This window comes from Arthrobacter sp. ZGTC212, from assembly GCF_002929255.1.
In the GTDB taxonomy this organism is placed as follows: Bacteria; Actinomycetota; Actinomycetes; order Actinomycetales; family Micrococcaceae; genus Arthrobacter_B; species Arthrobacter_B sunyaminii.
Genome location: NZ_PJIJ01000001.1, coordinates 655,222 through 673,929, shown reverse-complemented (window position 1 = coordinate 673,929; position 18,708 = coordinate 655,222). Strand labels below are relative to the sequence as shown.

The following is an 18,708-nucleotide window of genomic DNA, read 5'->3' as shown; positions in this document are numbered from 1 at the left end:
AGTACACCCCATGAGCACCTCATACACTCTTCCGGATCTGCAGCGTCCGATGCCGGTCCCGACACCCCTGACCAAGCCGTTCTGGGATGCACTGGCGGAGCACCGCATCCGCATCCAGTATTCGCCTTCACTGGGCGAATACATCTTCTACCCCCGCCCCCTGGCCCCGGGCACCCTCGCCGACGACCTGGAATGGCGGGAAATATCCGGAGCCGGAACCCTGTACACGTATACCGTCTCCACCCGGCCGGTGGCCCCGCACTTCGCGAAGGAAGGCACCTTGGTGCTCGCGGTGGTGCAGTGGGATGAAGGCCCTAAGTTTTCCACCGAACTCGTCAACGTAGCCCACGATGACATCGAGGTGGGTATGCGGGTTAAGCCCGTTTTCTGCGATTACCCCGAAGCGGGAATCACCATGCTGCGCTACGAACCGGAGAACTGAAAATGACAGTCAGCACCGATTTTGCCCTGCCACCCGTCACCCTGCGCATCGGCAGTGAAGCGCGCAGCACGGGCAGTGGAACGCACACCCATATCAACCCCGCCACCGGCGAAGCCCAGGCACAGGTCCCGCTGGCAGGTGCCGCGGACGTTGACGACGCCGTCAACGCCGCCCACGCTGCCTTCGCGCTCTGGCGGGCAACACCGGCGGGCACCCGCGCCAAGGCGCTGCTCAAGCTGGCGCAGCTGGTCGAGGACCACACCGAGGACTTCGTCAATCTCGCCATTGCCGACAACGGCATTGCCCGCTCCAATGCCTATCCCACGGTTAACGCCGCGGTGGAGTGGATCCGGTACTACGGCGGCTGGGCTGACAAACTCCCGCTGGGCCGGATCACCTCGGTGGCCGGTGCGGGAGGATCGTTCGGCCATACCCTGCGTCAGCCCTACGGCGTGATCGGTGCAATCATCACGTGGAACGCACCGCTGATGTCCCTGGCCATGAAGGTTCCCGCCGCTCTGGCCGCCGGAAACACCGTGGTGGTCAAGCCGAGCGAGCTGACTCCCTTCACCGCTATGCTCTTTGCCGATCTGGTCACCGAAGCCGGCATACCCGAGGGCGTTTTCAATGTGGTTTCCGGCGGTGCAGAGGCAGGGGCGGCCCTGGTGGAGCACAAACTGGTCAAGAAGGTGACGTTTACCGGCGGCCCCGACACCGCACGCAAGATCACCGCGGCCTGCGCGCAGACCTTCAAACCGGTGGTCCTGGAGCTGGGCGGCAAGTCCGCCAACCTCGTCTTCGCCGACGCCGACCTCGAGGCCGCTGCCATGCACTCAACCTTCATGGCTTTCGGCATCATGAGCGGACAGGCCTGCGCCCTGCCCACCCGCCTGCTGGTCCAGGACTCCATCTACGACTCCTTTGTGGCCACCATCGGTGCAATCGCGGCCTCCTTCAAGACCGGAAACCCCCAGGAACTCGACACGATCTGCGGTCCGGTCATCAACCAAGCCGCCATCGACCGGATTCATTCGATGGTCACCCAGGCCCAGGAAGACGGGGCCCGCCTGGTTACCGGCGGACAGCGGCTTGCCGAGGACCTCGCTGACGGTTTCTTCTATCCGCCCACGGTCCTGGCCGATGTGGATCCTGCCAGCGAACTGGCGCAGAAGGAAGTCTTTGGCCCAGTGCTGGCCATCACCCGCTTCAGCGACGAGGCCGAGGCAATCGCCCTGGCCAACAGCACCGACTACGGGCTCTCCGGATACGTCTGGACCGGCGACGCCCGCCGGGCCGTCCGCGTGACCGAGGCGCTCGAAACCGGTGAAGTAACCATCAACGGCGCCCCCAGCGCAGTGGCGGAACGCCCCTTCGGCGGCATCGGCCACTCCGGCACCGGCAATGAAGGCGGCCTGGAGGGACTTGAAGAGTTCTTCTGGACCAAATCCGTCGCCTACGGGAACGGCTAACACCGAGTACAGCACCACCGCACCACCTTTCTCTAAAGATCGTCTGCTCCACCGCCGCCCGATACATGTCGGCCGGCGCCGCTGCATTCTGTTGACCTCATAGGAAAGGCAGGACACCGATGTCCTCCACCACTCGGGCGCTCAAGCGCCCAGGCTTTGCTTCAGTAGTCATAGTCCTGGTTCTGGCCGAAATCATCTCGGCCTTCGAACTGTCCATGATGTACGTCATGCTGCCGACCCTGATCGCGGATTTCCAGGTAGACGCCAACACGGTCGCCTGGGTCGTCACCGCCTATCTGCTGGTCTCCGCCTCAGCCGCTGTGCTGGGCGGACGCTTCGGCGACATGTACGGCCGGCGAAAGGTCATGGTCATTGTCCTGGCCATCGCAGCCGTCGGTTCGCTCATATCGCTGCTCGGGGGCTCCCTGGGCATGATTATCTTCGGCCGCGCCATTCAGGGTGTTGCCGGTGCCGTCCTGGGCCTGGCCTTCGGGCTGGCCCGTGAACACCTGGATGAAAAGCGGGTGCCGGTCGGCATCTCCATGGTCGGCGCCTCGGCCCTGATCGCCGGCGCCGGCGGATCCATGATCGCCGGGTTCATGATCGATCTCTTCTCCTGGCACGGGATCTTCGTCTTCGCTGCCGTCCTGGCGGTCATTGCCGCTGTGGCCATCCAGCTGGTTATTCCGCGGGACACCAACGCGGTCACCACGGACAAACCCGACTATCTGGGTGCCATCCTGCTGCCCATCGCGGTCAGCGCCCTCCTGCTGGGACTCTCCAACAGCTCAAAGACCGGCTTCCTGTCGGTGGAGTTCCTGGGCCTGATCGGCCTGGGCCTCGCTGCTGCCGCGGTGTGGGCGTGGTGGGAACTGCGGGTTGAATCGCCGATCGTGAACCTGCGGATGTTCAAGAACCGCCAGATCGCCCTGGCCATGACCGCAACGGTGTTCGCCGCCGTCGGTCCCCTGGGCGGAGTGTCCGTTCCCTCGCAGATGATCATGCAGTCCCCCGAGTCGCTGGGGTACGGGCTGGGCTTTACGCCCACCGAATCGGGCGTCATCATCTGCCTTACCGCCCTTGTTGGCTTCGCTCTCTCACCGGTGGGCGGGAAACTGTCCTTCCGGTACGGGGCGCGGATTGTGTTTATCGGAGGGCTCGTGCTGATGGCCCTGGTCCTGCCCCTCATCCTGCTCACCTACGGGAACGTGGCAATGTACGTAGTGGCGATGACTCTGAACGGCGTCGGCATTTCCCTCACCTACGGTGCGCTGCCGAACCTGCTCGTTGAGGTGGTCCCGGAAACCCACACCTCGGAAACAGCCGGAACCAACACCATGATCCGCAACGTCGGCCAGTCCGCGGCGATCGCCATCGGCGCGTTCATCCTCGCCAAGAACACGGACCCGGCAACCCAGGCCATTTCACAGCAGGGCATCAGCGCCGCCCTGCTCCTGGTCCTGGCCTTTGCCGTGCTCTCAGTCATCATGGGGCTGATGCTGAGCCGCAATCCCAAGCCCTGGGTTCCCGAGACGGTTGGCGAGCGCGACATTCGCCGCGGGACAACGCGTGATCCGGAAGGCATCGTTTCAGCCTCTGCCTAGTCAACAGCGAAGTTCCCGTAAGCGCTGGCATGCACCGCCTCACGCGGTGCATGCCAGCCTTTGGTTTCCAACACGAAAGGCAGGACGCGATGTCCTCCACCGCAAGGGCGCTGAAACGTCCCGGGTTTGCACCGATTGTCATAGTCCTGATTCTCGCTGAGATTGTCTCGGCCTTCGAGCTGTCCATGATGTACGTAACCCTGCCCACCCTGATGAGGGACTTCCAGGTGGACGCAAACACGGTTGCCTGGGTTGTTACGGCCTTCCTGCTGGTGTCAGCCTCCGCCGGTGTTCTGGGTGGACGCTTCGGAGATCTGTACGGCAGGCGGAAGGTCATGGTCATTGCCCTGGTCATCGCAGCCGTCGGTTCGCTCATCTCGCTGCTCGGGGGCTCCCTGGGCATGATCATCTTCGGCCGCGCCATTCAGGGTGTTACCGGTGCGGTGCTGGGTCTGGCTTTCGGACTGGCCCGCGAACATCTCGACGAAAAACGTGTTCCGGTGGGCATCTCCATGGTGGGGGCCTCGGCGCTCATCGCCGGCGGGGGCGGCGCACTGATCGCCGGATTCATGATTGATGCCTTCTCCTGGCACGGCATCTTCGTCTTTGCTGCCGTCGTGTCGGTTATGGCCGCGGTGAGCATCCAATTGGTGATTCCCCGGGACACGGTGCTGCCCAGCCGGGAGAAACCGGATTACCTGGGCGCGGTACTGCTGCCCATCGCCGTGAGTGCCATTCTGCTCGCGTTTTCCGGCGCTTCGAAGACCGGTTTTGCGTCCGCCCAGTTCGTCGCCCTGATCAGCGTTGGGATCGTCGCCGCCGCCGTGTGGGCGTGGTGGGAGCTGCGGGTGGAATCCCCCATCGTGAACCTCCGAATGTTCAAGAACCGCCAAATTGCCCTGGCCATGACCGCCACCGTGCTTGCCGCCGTCGGGCCTTTGGGCGGCGGGAACGTCCCCGCGCAGCTCATCATGCAATCGCCCACCTCGTCGGGATACGGGCTTGGTTTTTCCCCCACCGGCGCCGGGGTTCTGATCAGCTCAACTCTGCTGGTGGGCTACTTGTTCTCGCCGCTGGGCGGAAAGCTGGCCTTCCGGTACGGCGCCCGCACAGTCTTCATCGTTGGTCTGGCGCTGGTGGCCCTGGTCATTCCCATCATCCTGCTGACCTATGGAAGCGTGCTGATGTTCATCATTGCGATGGTCCTGAACAGCACCGGCATATCTCTTGCCTACGGCGCGCTGCCGAACCTGCTCATTGAAGTGGTCCCGGAAACCCACACTTCGGAAACTGCCGGCACCAACACCATGATCCGCAACATCGGCCAGTCCGCCGCCGTTGCCATTGGCGCGTACATCCTGGCCAGCCACACCGACCCGGCCACAACGGCCGTTGCGCAGGAAGGCATCAGCTCAGCGTTCATCTTCGTGTTGATTTTCGCTGCATCGTCAGTAGTGGTGGCACTGATGCTGCGACGCACTCCCGCACAGTGGGTTCCCGAGACTGCCGGCGAGCGCGACATTCGCCGCGGCACCAACCGAAGCCCGCAAGACACGGTCCACGCACCGCTGTAACCCTCAGCTGCGAAGTCCCCGGAGCCGCCGGGGCCCATGAAATCCGCATTTCAGTAAACGCTTGTGAAAGAGGAAAGACCATGACAATCCATCTTCAGAACATCGGGAAGGTCACGGAAGGCGCTCCCGTTTCGTGGGAGTCCAAGGACGCTCTCCTGTACGCCCTGAGCGTGGGTGCCGGTGCCCGCGACCAAACAGCAAACCTTGCCTTCACCACGGAGAACTCCCGGGGAATCGATCAGAGCGTGCTGCCCACCTTCGCCGTGCTTCTGGGCGGATCCGGCGGTTCCATGGATGAGTTCGGGGACTTCAAGCTTTCGCAGATCCTGCACGGCGGACAAACGGTCACGCTGCACCGCACGCTGGCCCCGGCCGGAACCGTGATTCCGCGCAGCTTCATGAGCGGCGCCTGGGACAAAGGCAAGAATGCCGTTGTTGAGCTCACCACCCACCTGCTCGACGCCGACACCCGGGAGCTCACTGCCACCTCAGTGACCTCCATGATTATCCGCGGAGAGGGCGGCTTCGGATCCGAGCCGGCACCGCATGACGGGTGGGAGCTGCCCGACCGCCCGGCCGATCTTGTGGACGTACAAAGGACCTCTCCCGACCAGGCCCTGCTCTACCGCCTCAACGGCGACCGCAACCCGCTGCATTCAGACCCCGCAATGGCCGCCATGATCGGCTTTGAGAAGCCCATCCTGCACGGACTGTGCACTCTGGGCTTCGCCGGCCGTGCCCTCCTGGAAGGCGCACTGGGGTCCGACGTCGATGCGTTCGGCTCGCTGAGCGTCCGTTTTGCCGCACCGGTGATTCCGGGCGACGAGCTGACCACCAGCATGTGGATGACCGAAACCGGCGCCGTTTTCCAGACGCGGGTTGGGGACACCGTGGTCCTGGACCGCGGCACCTGCCTCCGCCGCGATGCGCTGGCGGCCGGCGAGAGCCTGCTTTCCGAACCGGCTACGGCCTAACGTCACGGACCGGCGGTGCGGCGGCGGCCCCACCAGGCTTCAGGCCCGGGCTGCCGCCGTCGTCATCGTTCCTATTCGATGCAGCCGTCCGGGCACCGCAGGGTGGACGGGTCCGAGGCGCACTCCGCGCAGTACAGGGTGAGCTTGCGGCAGGAGGGGTTGGAGCAGTTCTCGAACTTGCTGGTGGGAGCCTCGCAGCGCACACACTTGCCGATGGTGGCGGCGTCCTCGGTGAACTCCATGTGCATCCGCTTGTCGAAGACGTAGAGCGAGCCTTCCCACAGTCCCTTGTCACCGTAGGCTTCCCCGTAGCGGACAATCCCGCCCTGCATCTGGTAAACCTCTTTGAAGCCGCGGTTGACCATCAGCGAGGACAGGACCTCGCAGCGGATGCCGCCGGTGCAGTAGGTCACCACCGGCTTGTCCTTGAGATCGTCGTATTTGCCGGAATCCAGCTCGGCGATGAAGTCATGCGTAGTGGCAACGTCGGGCACCACGGCCCCCTTGAACTTGCCGATCTGGGCTTCAAAGGCATTCCGGCCGTCGAAAAAGACCACCTCTTCGCCGTCGGCCTTCTTCTCCTCCACCAGCTGGTGGAGTTCTTCCGGCCGCAGGTGGGTGCCTCCGCCCACTACTCCGTTCTCGTCGACCTTCAGTTCACCCGGGGCGCCGAAGCTGACAATTTCCTGGCGGACCTTGACGCTCAGCCGCGGGAAGTCCTCCGCACCGCCCTCGGAATACTTGATGTCCATCTTCTTGAAGGCCGGATATTCGCGGGTGGCCTTCACATATGCCTTCACGGCGTCAAGCTCGCCGCCCACGGTTCCGTTGATCCCGTCGGGCGAGATCAGGATCCGGCCGCGCAGTCCCAGCTTCTCGCAGAGGGCGCGCTGCCAGAGGCGCACGGCCTCCGGATCGGGGAGGGGCGTAAAGGCGTAATACAGTGCAATTCGGTTCAAAGCCACACATTAAGGGTAGACCGGCGCGGGACCCCGAATTTCATCAGCGCACATACCTTTCACCTGCCGCCCCCGCTAGTGTTCATTCATGAGCCTGCTGGACGATGATTTGCTTGAGACCTGGGTGACCGGATGGGCGCAGGCCCGCGGCTATCGAACCCGACGGGAAGGCCGTTTTCCGGCGGCTTTCCTGCACGACAAAACCAACGACTGGGAGTACTTCGCCCTGGAACCCTCCCATGACGAATTCGCGGCGCTGGCTTCCTCGGCCCGGATGAGTCCCGGGAGGCTCTTCACCATCGTCACCGGACGCGTGAATGAAATCCACGGCGCCGCCTTGGTTTACGGGCTGAATGTCCGGTCCGCGGACGAGGTTTTCATGACACTGGACATGACCGGGCAGGACATCGAAGACCCGCTGCCGCTGGACGGTTTTGAAGCGGAAACGGTGCGCAACGGCAAGGTGGGCACCGTTACCGTCACAGCCGACGGCGAGCTGGCCGCGCGGGGCAGCGTGGCGATCGTGGAAGGGCATGCGGTGTACGACCGGATTGTCACCGAGCCCGGGTTCCGACGGCGCGGGCTGGGCAGCTACGTGACGCGGGCCCTCACCGCAGTGGCCATGGAACACGACGCCGATTCCGGGCTGCTGGTCGCCACCGCCGACGGGCTGGAACTGTACACCTACCTGGGCTGGGAAAACCTGGCCAGCGTGGTGATGTTCGAACCGCGGCTGTAGGCGTCTGCGGCCGGTTTGCGGTGGCTTCTGCGGTCGCGTTTGCGGCGAAGACGCAGCGGTTCAGCCCGGAGCTGAGCGGGCGCGTTTAACAGCGGCTGTCCGGACGGCCGGTGGGAGAATGGCACAGTGGCCCTACATGATTCCCTGATCCCCCTGCTCGGCTCCGGCGCCGACCCGGAACAGCTGGTCCATGTCCACGAAATCCCCGCCCGCCAGGCTGTTCCCGTTCCGTGGCCGGACTGGGCGCACCCCGACGTCGTTGCCGCCTACGCCACGGTGGGTGTCCACGAACCCTGGCGCCACCAGATTGAAGCCGCAGAGTCCGCGCACTCGGGGCAGCACACGATTATTTCCACCGGCACCGCCTCCGGAAAATCCCTGGCCTACCTGCTGCCTGCCCTGGACGCGATCCACCGCACGGCACTGGATGACCGGGTCACGCTGGAGCCAACCGGGTCGGTGGCCCTCTATCTGGCCCCCACCAAGGCATTGGCCGCTGACCAGCTTTCCGCCGTGAACGCCCTGCAGCTTCCCACCGTGCGCGCTGAAACATACGACGGCGATACAGACACCGGTGCCCGGCGCTGGATCCGGGACCACGCCAACCTGGTGCTGGCCAACCCCGACATGCTGCATTTTGGCGTGCTGCCCAACCATGCCTGGTGGGCCAGGTTCTTCCGCCGGCTGAAGTACGTCATCATCGACGAGGCCCACAGCTACCGCGGTGTTTTCGGTTCCAACGTTGCCAACCTCATGCGCCGGCTGCGCCGGATCTGCCGCTACTACGGCGCCGACCCGGTGTTCATCGGTGCGTCCGCCACCTCGGCGGACCCGGCCTCCTCCTTCGGCAGGTTGATCGGCGGCGAGGTCACCGCCGTCACCCGCGACGCCTCTCCGCACGGAGCCACCACCGTGGCGCTCTGGGAGCCGCAGCTCACCGACCTCAAGGGCGAGAACGGGGTGCGCTCCCGGCGGACCGTCATTGCCGAAACCTCCGACCTGCTGGCCAACCTGGTGGCGGCACAGGTCCGCACCATTGCCTTCATCAAGTCCCGCCGGGGCGCCGAAACCATTGCCACCATCACCCGCCGGCTGCTGGATGAGGTGCATCCCTCGCTGCCGGACCGGGTGGCCGCGTACCGCTCCGGATACCTGCCCGAGGAACGCCGCGAGCTTGAGCGGCGGCTTCGCAGCGGCGAGCTGCTGGGCATTTCCAGCACCTCCGCCCTGGAGCTTGGCATCGACATTTCAGGGCTCGACGCCGTGCTGGTGGCCGGCTGGCCGGGCACCCGGGCATCGCTGTTCCAGCAGATCGGGCGGGCGGGCCGCTCCGGCCAGGACGCGCTGGCCGCCTTCGTGGCCAGTGACGATCCCCTCGATACGTACCTGGTGCACCATCCGGAGGCGATCTTCGACATTTCGGTGGAAGCAACTGTCTTTGACCCGTCCAACCCCTATGTGCTCGGCCCGCACCTCTGTGCCGCCGCCGCCGAAATCCCGCTGACCCCCGACGAGCGGGAGCTCTTTGGTCCCACCGCTGCCGGACTGCTGGATCAGCTGGTGGACCAGGGCTACCTGCGGCGCCGGCCCTCGGGGTGGTTCTGGACGCATGCGGAAAGTGCAGCCGCCCTGGTGAACCTGCGGGCGGACGGCGGCGGGCCGATCAACATTGTGGAATCCGACACCGGAATGCTGCTGGGCACCATGGATTCGCCGCAGAGCCAGTACCAGGCCCACACCGGCGCGGTCTACGTGCATCAGGGCCAGACGTTCCTGGTGGACGAGCTTAATGAAGCGGACCACTGCGCGATGGTCACCCGCGGCAACCCGGAGTTCTACACCCAGGCCCGGGACGTCACCCAGATTGAAGTGATCGAGACGGAACGGACCTCGCATTGGGGCGAGATCCAGGTCTGTTTCGGCACCGTGAAGGTCACCACCCAGGTGGTTTCTTTTCAGCGCAAGGCCCTGATCTCCAACGAGATCCTGGGCGAGGAGCCGCTGGAACTTGAGGCCAAGGAACTGTTCACCAAAGCGGTGTGGTTTGTCATTGACGAGCACCTGCTCACCGGGGCGGGCCTGATTCCGGCCGACTTTCCGGGTGCCCTGCACGCTGCCGAGCATGCCTCCATCGGGATGCTGCCGCTGATCGCCACCTCCGACCGCTGGGACATCGGCGGCGTTTCCACCGCCCTGCACGCCGACACCGAGAAGCCCACCATCTTCGTGTACGACGGGCATCCCGGCGGTGCAGGCTTTGCGGAACGGGCCTATGAAGCCGCCGAACTGTGGCTGACCGCCACCCGCGACGCTATCCGCGCCTGCGAGTGCGAGCGCGGCTGCCCCTCCTGCGTGCAGTCCCCCAAGTGCGGGAACAAGAACAATCCGCTGTCCAAGGCCGGTGCGGTGACCCTGCTGCAGGTGCTGCTGGACAACGCCCGCAGCAGGGAAACCGAACCCGGCTCCGGCGCTGCTCCCGCTGCGGCTGCAGCAGCGCCGGTCCGGCAAGCGGGCTAAGACCAGACTCACGGCGGAGGTCCGGCGCGGGCATGCCCGGTGGCAGGCTGCGGCAGCAGCGGGACGGGCACCCGGGTTTCCACCTGGACGGTCCGCCCTCCGGTGTCCACCGTGCATGCTGCCAGCACGGCGCCGTTGCGCCCGGCCACCTCTGCAGCCACCACGCACGGCTCTCCGCTCCGAAGCTCACGAACCGTGTCAGCGGCCGCGAGTGCTGCCAGATCGGCCGCGGTGGCCGCCCTGCTTGCGGCCACCGCGGTTTGCAGCAGCATCAGAACGGCTGCGCACAGGATCAGCAGCAACAGTCCGGAACCCAGCACCATGACCGTGCCCGCGCCCTCCTCGGTTTTATCTCCTTTCCCGGCCGCAGCGGCCGCTCGCGCTTCTCCCACGTTGGTTCGTCCTCTCGGCTGGTCGTGGTCCGATCTGTCCGGTTGCCCGGCGGCACGCTTCCTCTGGCTTGTTTAGTTTCCGGGTGGCAGGGATTCCGGAAGCGCCGCGGCAGACCCGGTCAGCTCAAGCGGCAGCCGGTCCAGCAGCGGAGCCGAGACGGAGGTCCCTACTTCCACCAGCATCCATTCCCCGTCCGCGGTGACGGTCACCCGTGCACCGGGTCCTGCGATCCGGCGGGCCGCATCCTCCGCTTCGGCGGTGCCTCCGCGCATGATTTCCCGTGCCGCCGCCCGCGCGGCTTCTTCCACCCGCAGTTGGGTGGCTCCCGCTGCCACTCCCGTCAGGACGGCCGCCAGGAGCAGCACGACGGCGGGCAGGCCCACGGCCAGTTCAGCGGTCACCGCTCCGCGTGAGGACTCTGCCGGTGGATTCTCCCGCTGTACGCTACCCAAGGGTGAGGGCACTGCGGATCAGTCCCATGAGCAGGGACCGCACCTCGCCGCTGCCCAGGACCGCTACCAGAAGGGCGGCAAAGGCAACGGCCGCCAAGGTGGCAATCGCATATTCTGCCGTTGCCATTCCTGCTTCGCTGTCGCGGAAGCTTCTCCGGCGGCGCTCCCCTCTGTTGAGGGGAATCGGACACACGTTCTCCGTTGCCCGGGGGTAGAGCACGGTCACTGTGCCGAATCCCGAGCCGCAGGGTTGGGTCCCGGAAGCCGGCGCCCCGGGACTGTGCTCCGTTGAAAAAACGGGCGCGTCCGGCTCGCAGTTCGGCTCATCGGTGTAGCTCCGGGCGCGCCGAACGGTGGTCACGGATCTGCTTAGACCTGGCATGGTTCCTCCTGATGTGATTGCTGTGAGCTGTAACTGCACCGCTGTTGAGGCGGTGATCCGATCCTTCATCGGCCGGACCCTCGGAACCAGTGCGGATGTTGCCGTTCCGGACAACGCACGCGGGCAAGACGGTTGTGGAGGATGCGCAGCACCCGCGCAGATGTGTCTTAGGGAAGCGACGGCAGCAGGGACATCAGCAGCGGCACCACTGTCAGGGCCACGAATGCCGGGAGTGCACACAGCCCCAGGGGAACCACGAGCCGGACCCCCAGAGCCGCGGCACGGCGTTCCGCTTCGCGGGCCCGGCGGCGGCGTATCTGCGCCGCCTCCGCCACCAGGACCGCAGCTGACGGGGCCCCGGTGGTGGCTGCGAATCTCAGTGCTTCGCGGAGGTGTGCTGCGGACTCAGGGAGCCGGCTGCGCTCCGGTGCTGCCAGATCCCACGCTGCCGGCCAGGGAGCACCCAGCTCCAGGGCAGCCTGCACCCGGCAAAGACACACTGACGTGTCCGGTTCCACTACCTCTGCCAAGATGGAAAGTGCCTGGAGGAGCGGCTGCCCGGCCTCCAGCATGGCTGCCGTCAGATCCAGCATCAGAGCAGGATCCTCTATGCCTGCCCCGGGAACCGCGTTGTGTCCCGGGGCTGTTTGCGCACCGGACCCGTTTGGAGAGACAGTGAGCGGCGCGGTATTCCATCCCGGCAGCAGGAGCAGCGCAACGGCGGCAGCAAGAAATACCGTCACCAGGGCTCCGGTCATCAGATGCCGGCTGCCTGACGCACCAGCGCACGCGACCAGAACCTTCCAGCCAGGGACAAGGCAACTCCTGCCGTCCCTGCCAACCAGCCAAGCGGACTGCCCAGCAGCACGCCCACGGGATCTGCCCCCAGCAAATAACCAAGGCCCAGCCCTCCCACCGGCAACCAGGTCAGCAGCCGGACGGTTGCCTGGGGTCCGGCCATTGCGGTCTCCCGCGCCGCCTGGCTGTCCAAACCGCTCTCCAGCTGCGCGGCATACCGTCCGAGGACACCGGCCAGGGGTGCACCGCTGCGCTCCGTCACGCTTACGCACGCCGCAAGTCCGGTCCACAACCCGGCCAGGGATGCTGCGTCACGGCTCCGGCCCGGCCGCCGCGTCTTCCGAACTGTTCCGGTCTGTTCCTGCGCAGCAGCACGGAAAACCGGTACAGGGCTGATGCCCAGGGACGCGGACTGCGCGGCGGCCTCCAGCACCGGCAGCAGCCGCGCGGGCAGGGACCCGGCGGATTCCTTCCCGGCCGCTGCCTGCAGGGTTGCTGCGTCAGCCCAGAGCTGGTGCGGGGCGCGGCCGGCCGCCAGCAGACCAGTGAGCTGATGGATCAGAAGTGGCAGCTCCTGCAGTGCCGGCTCAGAACGGGACCATCGAAAGTCCGAAGATAGCTGATGCAGAAGCGAGGGTCGCAGGAACCGGTTCTCGGCCCGGCCGGGACCTGGCAGGCGGCGGCCAAGGCCCGGACTCAATTGCCCCGGGTTTCGGGAAGGCGACAGCAGCAGAACCGCCGACAGCCCGAGCAGCCCGGTAACCCAAAGACCGGTCATGAAACGGAGGTCTCCAAGGCCCCGGTGATTCCGCAGGACGGCTGTTGCCCGTCTGGGCGGGACGGTGCCGCTTCCTCCCCGGAACCGCCGATCCGACGCTGAAGCGCAGCCCACCCCTCCCCGTGCCGATCTGCAGCATCCGTTGGCAGCAGCGGCCGCAACGCCGGCACCGCCAGCAGCCGGCCGTCAGCCGATGCCGTGATCACGGCTATTTCAGCAACCCGGCGGCCGGCGGCGCTGCGGGCCAGATGCACCACCACGTCCAGGGCGCTTGCAGCCTGCAGAGTAACCGCGGTGCTGCTCATGCCGGCGAGCGCCCCGAGAGCTGCCAGCCGGGCGGGAACATTGGCAGCCGAGTTGGCATGGATTGTGCCGCCGGCGCCGTCGTGACCGGTGTTCATGGCGGCCAGGAGTTCACGGACCTCGGCGCCGCGGCACTCCCCCACAATCAGCCGGTCCGGCCGCATCCGCAGGGCCTGGCGCACCAGTTCGGCCTGATCCACGGACCCGGCTCCTTCGACGTTGCCATGCCGGCTTTGCAGGCCCACAACATGCGGGTGGCGGGGATCCAGCTCTGCGGCGTCCTCCACGAGCACCAGCCGTTCGTGCGGTTTGCTCAATGACAGCAAGGTGGAGAGCAGTGTGGTCTTCCCCGTGCCGGTGGCTCCGCTGATCAGGAAGTTCAGGCGGGACGCGATGATGCGCCGAAGCACTGCGGCGCACTCAGGATCCATAGTTCCACCGGCCTGCAGTTCCTCCATGGTGAAGGTCAGCGTGCGCCGGATGCGGATGGAGAGCAGCGTGGAACCAGTGGATACCGGACGCAGCACCGCGTGGACCCGGTAGCCGCGCAGCTGCACATCAACGCACGGATTGGAGTCATCCAGCCGCCTTCCCCCGGCAGCAATCAGCCGGGCGGCAAGTCCCTGAACCTCCGCGTCGGAACCGAACCGCAGCCCGGTCAGTTCCAGCCCGTGCCCGCTGTCCACCCATACCCGGTCCGGCCCGTTCACGAGGATGTCGCTGATCCCCGGGAGTAACGCCAGTTCCTGCAGCGGGCCGAGCCCCTGCAGTTCCGCCTGCACCCGGTCAACGGCGCGCAGGGCCCCCTGGGCGCCGAGCAGCCGCCCGCTGGAGTGCACTGCCGCTGCCAACCGGGCGGCGGTGACGGGCTCGCCGTCGTCCAGCATCCTGCGGCGAACCTCCCGCACCATGGTCGAATCACCGGCGCGGGGCGCCTGGTCATCTGTGGGCAAGGAAGATGCTGCCCGGCGGCCCTTTGCCCCGCTCATGACAGCGGCCTTTGCCTCGCGTCAGCGGGCTGGGGCACCTCGGCGGCAAACCGTTCCACCAGCTGTCCGGTTACCCGCCGGTTGCTGCGGCTGCGGCCACGCTGCAGCAGCAGTCCGCGTGCCTCGGCGTGTTCGAGGCGGCGCGTCGCGGGCAGGTAGCCGGCCAGGGGCAGCCCGGCGGCGTCAGCTGCACGGGCGTCGTCCAGTCCGTCGCCCAGCGGTCCGCGGACCACTGCTGCTTTGGGTACGGTGCCTCCCAGGCTTCGACTCAATGATCTGGCTGCGAGCACGGGCCGCAGCCGTCCCGGAACCACCACCAGCAATGCGTCGCAGGAGAGCAGCAGCTGACCGGGCAGGTACCGTGCGCAGTCCACAATGGTGAGGGCAAAGGCCGCACGGGCTGCGTCCATGACTGCCCGGATGCTTTCTTCTGCAGGAGCTTCAACCAAGGACTGTGTTCCCGAATACCCGGGTCCCGCCTCGCCGTCGGCATCGGAATCCGCGGAACCACCGGCGAGCAGCGCAAAACCCGACACCTGAGGCAGCGCAGAAGTGAGCTGCACCGGGTTCAATGCCCCGCGGACCTCCGCCAAGTCGGGCCAGCGCACTCCGGGGACTTCACCGCTTCCCAGGCTGGCGTCCAGTCCGCCACCGAGGGGGTCGCCGTCCACCAACAGCGTTTCCATCCGGTGTTCGGCAGCTTCCTGGGCCAGCCAGCACGAAAGGGTGGAGGCCCCGGATCCCCCGCTTCCACCCACGACTCCCAGCACAAAGCCCGAATTGTGTTCGCGCCGGCGACCAAGGTATTCCGCCAACCAGCCCGAAGCCGCCGGAAGCACGGCTACGCGCGCGGCTTCGAGCCGGGCAGCCTGCTTCCACAAATCCGTGTCCTGTTCGAAGCCCACCAGGATGGTTTCCGCCCGTCGACGCCGGTTCCTGTCCGGTGACATACGGTGTCCAGGTCCCACACCCGCCAGGTCGCTGCCCAAGAGCATCACTTCTGGGTTGCGCTGGAATGCGGCAGCTGCGTCCGGCATCACTTCCAACTCCACGCCCGCTGCCGCAGCAATTCTGGCCACCTCATCCTGGAGCCGCTGGGATGCACTGATCAGAATGACCGGCGCCAAGGTGCTTGGACCGCGGGCCGTCGAATGGGACGGGGCACCCTCCGTGCGCAGGCTAAACCGAGCCGGTGCCCGTGTGTGTTCCGCCGGGAACTGCGCCCGCAGCGCGCGTGCCTTCCGGTGCCCGGAGGACGGCACCCACAGTTGTTCTTCGCTCATGCCACCAGACTCGCCCAGCCGCAGCAGCAGTACAGCGGACCACTGCAGCACTGGGGACAAGCCGAGGTTGCCCGTGCGGTGTGGAGGACGGGCGTGAAGGAACACAGCGCCAGCAGTCCGCGTGGGAGGATGGATGGGCTGCATCCGCGGTGAAAACAGAAGTGGAACAGGAAGGTATGCCGGACGCATGACGTACCTGCAGATCAACGGCATGGACCTTTATGCAGAGGTTGCCGGCGACGGCGCCCCTGTTCTCCTGCTTCACGGCGGCTTCTGCTCCCTGGAAGCGATGCGGGAGCTCTCCGATTCCCTGGTCCCGCACTATCGGGTGCATGCCTTCGAGCGTCCCGGCCACGGCCGCTCCGCCGACATCGACGGCGAATACAGCTACGCCCGCGGACTGGCTGACACGCTGGCCTACCTCGACAGCCAGAACCTCGAAGCTGTCCATGTCATCGGTTACAGCGACGGCGCCATCCTTGGGTTGCTGCTCGCACTAGAGCATCCGGGGCGTGTCCGCTCCCTCACGGCCATCAGCGCCAACCTGGATCCCTCTGCCTTCAGCACCGACGAAGAGCACCAATCACTGGTGCTCACACCGGCGCGGCAGAGTCCTGTCCACACCGCTGGCGGACCCGACGGCGACGGCGCATCCGCTCCGGCCGCCAAGCCCGACGCCGAACGCCTGCACTACGAACGGCTGTCACCCGACGGCCCGGAGCATGCCGACGTCGTCCTCGATAAGTTGTTCCGGCTGTGGACCACTGAGCCGAACATCCCGGCAGCGGACCTTGCCCGCATCTCCGCGCCCGTCCTGATCATGGCCGGGGACCGTGACTCAATTCGGCCGGACCACACCCTCCTGATTGCAGCCTCCATTCCCGGCGCCCGGCTGTGCATAGTGCCGGGCGCTTCCCACGGGCTGCTGGCCGAGCACCCGAAGCTGATCAGCACCGTGATCCGCGGCTTCCTGCCCTAGTCAGCTGGTCAGCAGCCAGCACCGCCTAGCGTGAGCGGCGCAGCAGCCAGACGAAATACGGCGCACCGATCAGCGCGATCATCAGCCCCGCGGGAATAGAGGCGGGGGCGATGAGCGTGCGGCCCAGCGTATCCGCAACGCAGACGAGCAGCGCTCCGACCATCATGGACACGGGGATGAGGCGCCCGTGCCGCGCTCCGACCAGAGCCCGGGCAAGATGCGGAGCCACCAGGCCCACAAAGCCCACTGCTCCGACGGCGACCACACTGAGTGAAGCGAGGACGGCCGCGACGGACAGCACCCCGAGCCTGGTCCGTTCCAGCTGTACGCCCAGGATGCGCGGAGTGTCCTCATCCACCGCGAGGAGGTCCAGCTGCCGCCGCATGCCAAACAGCAGCGGAACCGCCACGAGGAGCGCGACCGCTACCGGAACGACGTCGGGCAGCGTCCGTCCGTAGGTTGTGCCGGACAGCCAGGTGAGGATCCGCGGCGTATTCCATGGATCGGCGCGGAGCAGGAAAAAGGTCGTCAGGGCGCTCAGCCCGTAGCCGCAACCGATGCCGATCAGCACGAAACGGTCCGGCAGGAACCCGCCGCGCCAGGTCAGGAGGGCGATCAGGCCGAACGTTGCCAGTCCCGTCGCCACCGCCGTGAGGATGAGGAGCGGCCGTCCGCCGCCGAGCATGGTGACGACAATGACAGCGCCGAGCCCCGCGCCGGCGGTGATGCCGAGGATCCCGGGTTCGGCGAGCGGATTGCGCACCGTGCTCTGCACCACGCAGCCGGCCAGGGCGAGCGCGGCGCCGGACAGCAATGCTGCAAGGACACGCGGCATCCGGTCATCCAGCGCCCGCCCAATCAGGTCCGGTGCCGTGCCGTTGAGCCACAGGGCAACGTCTCCGGTGCGCAGCCACAGACTGCCGGCGAGCAGGCCCGCCACAGCGGCGGCCACGAGCAGGACGCCGGCACCGGCCAGCACCAGCACAAAGCGGCGCCGGGTGCGCAGCCCGCCGCGTGCCTGCGGGGGCTGGCGGACCGGGCCGGAGTCCCGCAGCCGCAGGGCAAGCAGAACAATGACCACGGCCCCGAGCATGGCGGTGGGGATCCCGGTGGGAATGGACGAAGCACCTTCAGCCCCGAGGAGAGCCCGCAGGGTCGCGTCTGCCAGCAGGATCAGGAGTGAACCGAGGAGGCCGGACACGGGAATCAGGAAAACGTGGCGGTTCAGCACCGGGATCCGGCTGGCAAGCAGCCGCGCGAGAACCGGTGCCCCGAGACCGACAAAGGCGATCGGCCCTGCAAGCGTCACGGAGACGGCGGTGAGCACGACGGCGGCAACAACTGCGGCGATGCGGGTTGAACGGAGCGGCACGCCGAGCGAAAACGCGGTGTCGTCGCCGAGGCCGAGCACGTCCAGCCGCCTGGCAAGCAGCAGGGCACCCGCGAGCGCGACAATGATGACCGGCGCTGCACGTACGGACGCGTCGAGGTTCAGCTGCGCCAGGGATCCGCTGCCCCAGGCAAAGAGACCTGTCGTGTTCTCCTTGAAGAGGATCAGGAGCATCGCGGTGGCCGCGTCCAGGGCCATGGCGGTCGCGGACCCGGCAAGGATGAGCCGTGTGGTTCCGGAGCCGGCGGAAGTTCCGGCGAGACCCAGCACGAGTGCGGCAGCGGCCAGCCCGCCCACAAACGCGACGCCGCTGGATGCCCAGAGCGGAACGGCCAAGCCAAAGGCGGCGACAATGGTGAGCGCGAAGTAGGAACCGGCGGTGACCGCGAGCGTGTCCGGCGACGCGAGGGTGTTCCGGGAGATCGACTGCAGCAGCGCTCCGGCAACCCCAAGCGCGAAACCGACCCCCACTCCGGCAAGCAGACGCGGCAGGCGGGAACCGGTCAAAATGTCGCTGACCGGCACGCCGCCAATGTCCTCTCGGGCACCGCCGGCCAGGCGCACAAGATCCAGCATGCCAACTCCGGACGTGCCCTGGGTCAGGTGCCACATGCCCACCAAAACGACGGCGGTGAGCAGGGCGGCCAATACGGCCGGCCCGCTCATCCCGGCGCGAAGGCCGG

17 protein-coding genes are annotated in these 18,708 nt (G+C 66.6%); 8 read left to right on the top strand and 9 right to left on the bottom strand.

Annotated elements, in window-relative coordinates; genetic code table 11:
* Positions 1-10 precede the first annotated feature (10 nt).
* The 5 genes from CXQ89_RS03340 to CXQ89_RS03320 all read left to right on the top strand — a co-directional run bounded on the left by CXQ89_RS03340 (position 11) and on the right by CXQ89_RS03320 (position 6,063).
* Positions 11-442 carry a Zn-ribbon domain-containing OB-fold protein gene (locus CXQ89_RS03340; RefSeq protein WP_104053080.1) on the top strand — a complete coding sequence of 144 codons (432 nt, stop codon included), beginning with the start codon at positions 11-13 and terminating at the stop codon, positions 440-442.
* A gap of 2 nt (positions 443-444) precedes the next feature.
* A complete protein-coding gene (locus tag CXQ89_RS03335) occupies positions 445-1,911 on the top strand; it encodes an aldehyde dehydrogenase (RefSeq protein ID WP_104053081.1) in 1,467 nt (488 codons plus the stop codon).
* 119 nt (positions 1,912-2,030) lie between these two features.
* Entirely contained in the window at positions 2,031-3,515 is a 1,485-nt protein-coding gene (locus CXQ89_RS03330; protein ID WP_104053082.1) for an MFS transporter, read from the top strand.
* Between the two features lie 89 nt (positions 3,516-3,604).
* Positions 3,605-5,089 carry an MFS transporter gene (locus CXQ89_RS03325; RefSeq protein ID WP_181032218.1) on the top strand — a complete coding sequence of 495 codons (1,485 nt, stop codon included), beginning with the start codon at positions 3,605-3,607 and terminating at the stop codon, positions 5,087-5,089.
* A gap of 80 nt (positions 5,090-5,169) precedes the next feature.
* On the top strand, positions 5,170-6,063 hold the full coding sequence (locus CXQ89_RS03320; RefSeq protein WP_104160280.1) for a MaoC/PaaZ C-terminal domain-containing protein: 894 nt from the start codon (positions 5,170-5,172) through the stop codon (positions 6,061-6,063).
* Between the two features lie 71 nt (positions 6,064-6,134).
* Here CXQ89_RS03320 and CXQ89_RS03315 read toward each other — a convergent pair whose 3' ends face one another.
* A complete protein-coding gene (locus CXQ89_RS03315; RefSeq protein WP_104101910.1) occupies positions 6,135-7,028 on the bottom strand; it encodes a rhodanese-related sulfurtransferase in 894 nt (297 codons plus the stop codon).
* Positions 7,029-7,110: 82 nt separating this feature from the next.
* Between CXQ89_RS03315 and CXQ89_RS03310 the strand changes: the two genes are divergently transcribed.
* Together CXQ89_RS03310 and CXQ89_RS03305 are read left to right on the top strand one after the other, a co-directional pair.
* Positions 7,111-7,761 (top strand): GNAT family N-acetyltransferase, encoded by a 651-nt coding sequence (locus tag CXQ89_RS03310; RefSeq protein WP_104053086.1) that lies wholly within the window; start codon positions 7,111-7,113, stop codon positions 7,759-7,761.
* Between the two features lie 126 nt (positions 7,762-7,887).
* Complete coding sequence (locus CXQ89_RS03305) at positions 7,888-10,278, top strand: DEAD/DEAH box helicase (RefSeq protein WP_104160279.1); 2,391 nt, start codon at positions 7,888-7,890, stop codon at positions 10,276-10,278.
* 8 nt (positions 10,279-10,286) lie between these two features.
* Here the strand turns inward: CXQ89_RS03305 and CXQ89_RS03300 are convergent, their stop codons facing one another.
* The 7 genes from CXQ89_RS03300 to ssd all read right to left on the bottom strand — a co-directional run bounded on the left by CXQ89_RS03300 (position 10,287) and on the right by ssd (position 15,656).
* Positions 10,287-10,670: an Rv3654c family TadE-like protein gene (locus CXQ89_RS03300; RefSeq protein ID WP_258059839.1), complete on the bottom strand. Its 384-nt coding sequence runs from the start codon at positions 10,668-10,670 to the stop codon at positions 10,287-10,289.
* Between the two features lie 72 nt (positions 10,671-10,742).
* On the bottom strand, positions 10,743-11,072 hold the full coding sequence (locus CXQ89_RS03295) for a TadE family type IV pilus minor pilin (RefSeq protein ID WP_237688611.1): 330 nt from the start codon (positions 11,070-11,072) through the stop codon (positions 10,743-10,745).
* Between the two features lie 43 nt (positions 11,073-11,115).
* Complete coding sequence (locus CXQ89_RS19045; protein WP_308471673.1) at positions 11,116-11,505, bottom strand: DUF4244 domain-containing protein; 390 nt, start codon at positions 11,503-11,505, stop codon at positions 11,116-11,118.
* Positions 11,506-11,672: 167 nt separating this feature from the next.
* Positions 11,673-12,248, bottom strand: a complete 576-nt coding sequence (locus CXQ89_RS03285; protein ID WP_258059837.1) for a type II secretion system F family protein — start codon at positions 12,246-12,248, stop codon at positions 11,673-11,675.
* A 14-nt stretch (positions 12,249-12,262) separates the two neighbouring features.
* Positions 12,263-13,081, bottom strand: coding sequence for a type II secretion system F family protein (locus CXQ89_RS03280; RefSeq protein WP_258059836.1), 819 nt, complete (start codon positions 13,079-13,081; stop codon positions 12,263-12,265).
* A complete protein-coding gene (locus CXQ89_RS03275; protein WP_374952970.1) occupies positions 13,078-14,373 on the bottom strand; it encodes a TadA family conjugal transfer-associated ATPase in 1,296 nt (431 codons plus the stop codon). Before CXQ89_RS03275 ends, CXQ89_RS03280 begins: the two co-directional genes overlap by 4 nt.
* Positions 14,370-15,656 (bottom strand): septum site-determining protein Ssd, encoded by a 1,287-nt coding sequence (ssd, locus tag CXQ89_RS03270; RefSeq protein WP_181032217.1) that lies wholly within the window; start codon positions 15,654-15,656, stop codon positions 14,370-14,372. The genes CXQ89_RS03275 and ssd overlap by 4 nt, the downstream gene beginning before the upstream one ends.
* A gap of 187 nt (positions 15,657-15,843) precedes the next feature.
* Here ssd and CXQ89_RS03265 point away from each other — a divergent pair, with 187 nt between their 5' ends.
* Positions 15,844-16,635, top strand: a complete 792-nt coding sequence (locus CXQ89_RS03265) for an alpha/beta fold hydrolase (RefSeq protein ID WP_104160275.1) — start codon at positions 15,844-15,846, stop codon at positions 16,633-16,635.
* A 25-nt stretch (positions 16,636-16,660) separates the two neighbouring features.
* Here the strand turns inward: CXQ89_RS03265 and CXQ89_RS03260 are convergent, their stop codons facing one another.
* Positions 16,661-18,691 (bottom strand): iron ABC transporter permease, encoded by a 2,031-nt coding sequence (locus tag CXQ89_RS03260; RefSeq protein WP_181032248.1) that lies wholly within the window; start codon positions 18,689-18,691, stop codon positions 16,661-16,663.
* Between the last annotated feature and the right edge of the window lie 17 nt (positions 18,692-18,708).